Here is a 3,933-nt window from a genome sequence, read left to right as displayed (position 1 = left end):
CAGATCCCTTGACCCGACAGGTACGGGACGAGCCCCATGGACGATGCGCTGGAAGCCCGCGCTGAACGCGTTCGCCATCACCTTCGCTGACCGCTGGCCGGCTGCGGAAACCTACTAAATGAAAACGCCAGAAACACCGTTACTGAGACAGACCCGCTGCTCGATGTACACCAGGTGCGTTATCGCTAGCGGTCTCTCGGTAAGAGCAGGAACTAGAGGCTGATACGTGACCTCTCAACAGGTCGGCAGGGTTCTCGCACCGTGGCTGGCGAGGTGGCTGACGTTGCTGCTGCTCGATTCACCGCTGGATGCCTCTATATCCAGCATCGCCCCATCACGCCAGCACCCCAAGATCCAGCTACCTTCGAAGTATTCACACCATATGAAGCGCGGTTGAACACAGTAGGGCCACTGGGTTCTAGGGTGTTCCTGGGTGTTAGTCGGAGATCCTTCGTGCAATGCGTGCGGGAGATCCCACGACGACGGCGTTGGCGGGTACGTCCTTCGTGACGACGGCCGCAGCTGCAATGACGGCGTTGTCTCCGATCGTGATACCCGGAAGGATTGTGGCGTTGGCTCCGATCCACACGTTCTGGCCGATGACGATCGGGGCCGGGTGCATGTCGGCGCGCTTGCTAGGTTGCAGGTCGTGGTTGAGCGTTGCCATCACCACGTTGTGCCCGATCAGGCAGTCATTTCCGATGCTTATTCCGCCCTGGTCCTGGAGCTTACAGCCGGCGTTGATGAAGACCCGCTGGCCAAAGGTGATGTTCTTACCGAAGTCCGAGTAGAACGGCGGGAACACTGTCACCGAGTCATCGATGTGCCTACCCGTCAGTTGGGACAATAGTTGGCGCACGCGTGAGGGTTCCTGGTAGCCACTGTTGAGTTCACCGGTGATGCGAAGGGCTTCCTGGCTTGCTTCGTGCATGATCCCGTGTAGCGGGGAGTCACCGGTGATGGTCTCGCCGGCATTCAGAACGGTCAGTAGATCGTTCAATTCCATGATTCTTTCCTTCCCCGCAGCAGTGGTGCTTGGCGGTCCGCCGCGCTTCGTGAGTCGAGGACACCGGGGACATCGCCCTCCTGCTCCCAAGGATTCTTGGGTAACCCGATAACCAGGCTGTGACCCTACCGCTACGCTCGAATTCTTGCTTGAGCGTAGCGGTAGGGGTTGTGGCAGGTTTCGGGTCGGGCAGGGTTGGTGGTTGGTTAGGCGAAGGTGGAGGCGTCGATGACGAAGCGGTAGCGGACGTCTGAGGCCAGGACCCGCTTGTAGGCGTCATTGATCTTCTCGGCCGGGATGACCTCGATCTCGGCGCCGATGCCATGCTCAGCGCAGAAGTCGAGCATTTCCTGGGTCTCGGCGATGCCGCCGATCATGGACCCGGCGAAGGAGCGTCGACCACCGATGAGAGCCATCGCGTTCACCGGCAACGGCTCAGCGGGCGCGCCCACGTTGACCAGGGCACCGTTGACCGTCAGCAGCCCGAGGAAGGCGCTGATGTCGATGCTGGCACTGACCGTATTGATGATCAAATCGAATGAGTTTGCCAGGTCGGTGAACGTGGTCTCGTCGCTGGTGGCGTAGTAATGACCCGCGCCCAGGCGTAGGCCGTCCTCCTGCTTCTTCAAGGACTGCGACAGGACGGTGACCTCGGCGCCCATGGCGTGGGCGATCTTCACGGCCATGTGCCCGAGACCGCCGAGACCGATCACGGCGATCTTCTTCCCCGGGCCGGCGCCCCAGCGGTGCAGGGGTGAATAGGTGGTGATGCCGGCGCAGAGTAGCGGGGCAGCGGCATCGAGCTCGATGCCTTCGGGGATCCTCAGGACGAAGTCCTCGGTCACGACGACGTGAGTGGAATACCCACCCTGGGTGATGGTCCCGTCGCGGTCGGTGACACCGTAGGTGCCGACCATACCGTTGACGCAGTACTGCTCATCGCCCGCCGTGCAGTTCTCACACTGCCCGCAGGAGTTGACCATGCAACCGACACCGACCCGATCGCCGACCGCGTAGTTGGTGACTGCGGTACCGACTTCCACAACGATGCCCGCGATCTCGTGTCCAGGCACCAAGGGGTAGGGTTGCGGGCCCCAGTCACCTTGCACGGTGTGGATGTCGGAGTGGCAGATACCGGCGTACTCGATCTCGATCATCACATCCAGCGGGCCGACATCGCGGCGTTGGATCGTGGTGAGGGCAAGATCCCCGTCAGCGGAAGGGGAAGCATAGGCGCGAACAGTGGTGGTCATGTGATCTCTCCTGAAAATGTTCAGTTGCTGGTTGTGGCCGATCGGCCATGTTGTTGGGCGTAGTCCTGGTCGGTGACGTGCTCGCCCCACGTCACGACCTGACCCTGGGTGTCAGCTTCCTGGATGGCGATGTGCGCCATGAAACGGTCGATGGTGGCACCATGCCAATGCTCCTCATCGGGTTCGATGTAGACCACGTCGCCGGGGCGTATCTCCTGTGCCGGCCCACCGCGGCGGGCGACGTAGCCGATTCCGTCGGTAACGTACAGGGTCTGGCCCTTAGGGTGGGTGTGCCAGGCGGTACGGGCGCCCGGAGCGAATCGCACATGCGCGCAGCCGACCGCCGACTGCTCGTCCGGGTCCCGGATGCCATCAATGTGGGCGGTGCCCGTGAACCAGGCCTCCGGTCCTACAGCGCTGCGGCCGCTGCTCTGGGTGTACTTCATTGGTGATGCCTTCCTCTGTAAGGGCTATAAGGGCGCGCCGGGCATGTGAACGGTCAGACCCGCTCTGTGCGCTCGGTGGTTACTGCTTCTTGGTCTTCTTGAGGTCATCGGCCAGAGAGCGTGCCTCGTGCGAGAGCTGTTCGGCTCCGGACTCGTTGCCGGCGTGGACAGCCTGCCAATAGTCGATCTTCAGGGCGACGTAGCGTTTTCGCAGGGCAATGGATTGCGCTTCGATGAGCAACTGTTCCTGCTGGGCCTTCAACAACTCGATCTGCTCCAGAGCCGCATCAGCCCCCAGTGCCCCATTTCCCATATAGCGGCGCATGTCACTCACCGACATTCCTGTCGCGCTCAGACAAGAAACCCACGTGAGCAGATCCAGATCCTCCGGCGTGTAAACCCGGTGCTTACTACTCGCGCCGCGCCCGATCGGGGTGATCACCCCGATCGACTCGTAGTAGCGCAGCGTACTTGCTGGAAGCCCCGTCAGGGCCGCCGCTTCCCTGATGGTGTACGTCTTTCGGATAGTCAGTGCGCTCACACCATCAACGGTAGGAACTTCAAGTACTTGAAGACAAGCCGTTCTACCGCAACTGGAGGACGATCATCAGAGTTCCACAACTATCCGCGACCAACGGGAAGGATTCGTCCGTCACGTCCACCAACCCTCTACGCGCCTCGTGGAAGAACCCGAGTAGAAGCAGATACATTACACGGCCACGTCAACCGGTCCACCGATACTGCGCGCAAATGACCGCGACAGCCGACAAGTCACCACGGGCCCGGCACCGTCTACCTGGTGAGCCAGCCGTTATTCGCCTCCAGCACCGGAAAACCTTGGCAGCGTAGCGAAGCCTTCCGCACGATTCAGCGCCTCGCAGAGAAAGCCGGGATTGAGGGGCGGATCAGTCTGCACAGTCTCCGGCACACCTTCGCCACCATCGCCCTGGACACCGGCATATCCTTGCATGCCCTGCAGGACAGCATGGGCCACGCTGACCCTCGCACCACCCGACGCTACGACCGGGCACGCAACAACCTGGCCAAATCAGCCAGCTACGACGTCGCCCGCGCCCTCGCCTGATTCCCTTACCTAAGTCCCTAGGTGTTGTGGGTCATGACGTTGCTAACGCGCCAGGTGGTGTGAGCGTGCGAAAGGGGTAGGTCCCCGAGCGCAGGATGGAAGTACCTCTACAACCCATCCGCGCGAAGGACCTACCCCTCATGA

The 3,933-nt window shown here is 61.5% G+C and carries 5 protein-coding genes; 1 reads left to right on the top strand and 4 read right to left on the bottom strand.

Features of this window, described 5'->3' with window-relative positions; translation table 11 throughout:
- Nucleotides 1–436: 436 nt before the first annotated feature.
- From AC792_RS07945 to AC792_RS07930, 4 genes are all read right to left on the bottom strand, one after another.
- Nucleotides 437–1,006, bottom strand: a complete 570-nt coding sequence (locus AC792_RS07945) for a DapH/DapD/GlmU-related protein (RefSeq protein WP_049830018.1) — start codon at nt 1,004–1,006, stop codon at nt 437–439.
- A 206-nt stretch (nt 1,007–1,212) separates the two neighbouring features.
- Nucleotides 1,213–2,259, bottom strand: coding sequence for an NAD(P)-dependent alcohol dehydrogenase (locus AC792_RS07940; RefSeq protein WP_049830017.1), 1,047 nt, complete (start codon nt 2,257–2,259; stop codon nt 1,213–1,215).
- 20 nt (nt 2,260–2,279) lie between these two features.
- Nucleotides 2,280–2,705, bottom strand: a complete 426-nt coding sequence (locus AC792_RS07935) for a (R)-mandelonitrile lyase (protein WP_049830016.1) — start codon at nt 2,703–2,705, stop codon at nt 2,280–2,282.
- 79 nt (nt 2,706–2,784) lie between these two features.
- A complete protein-coding gene (locus AC792_RS07930; protein WP_049830015.1) occupies nt 2,785–3,246 on the bottom strand; it encodes a MerR family transcriptional regulator in 462 nt (153 codons plus the stop codon).
- A gap of 258 nt (nt 3,247–3,504) precedes the next feature.
- On the opposite strand from AC792_RS07930, the gene AC792_RS07925 reads away from it, so the two are divergent.
- Nucleotides 3,505–3,789, top strand: a complete 285-nt coding sequence (locus AC792_RS07925; protein WP_049830014.1) for a tyrosine-type recombinase/integrase — start codon at nt 3,505–3,507, stop codon at nt 3,787–3,789.
- Nucleotides 3,790–3,933 lie beyond the last annotated feature (144 nt).

This window comes from Arthrobacter sp. RIT-PI-e (assembly GCF_001187915.1).
In the GTDB taxonomy this organism is placed as follows: Bacteria; Actinomycetota; Actinomycetes; order Actinomycetales; family Micrococcaceae; genus Arthrobacter_D.
This window is presented reverse-complemented; position numbering and strand designations above follow the sequence as displayed.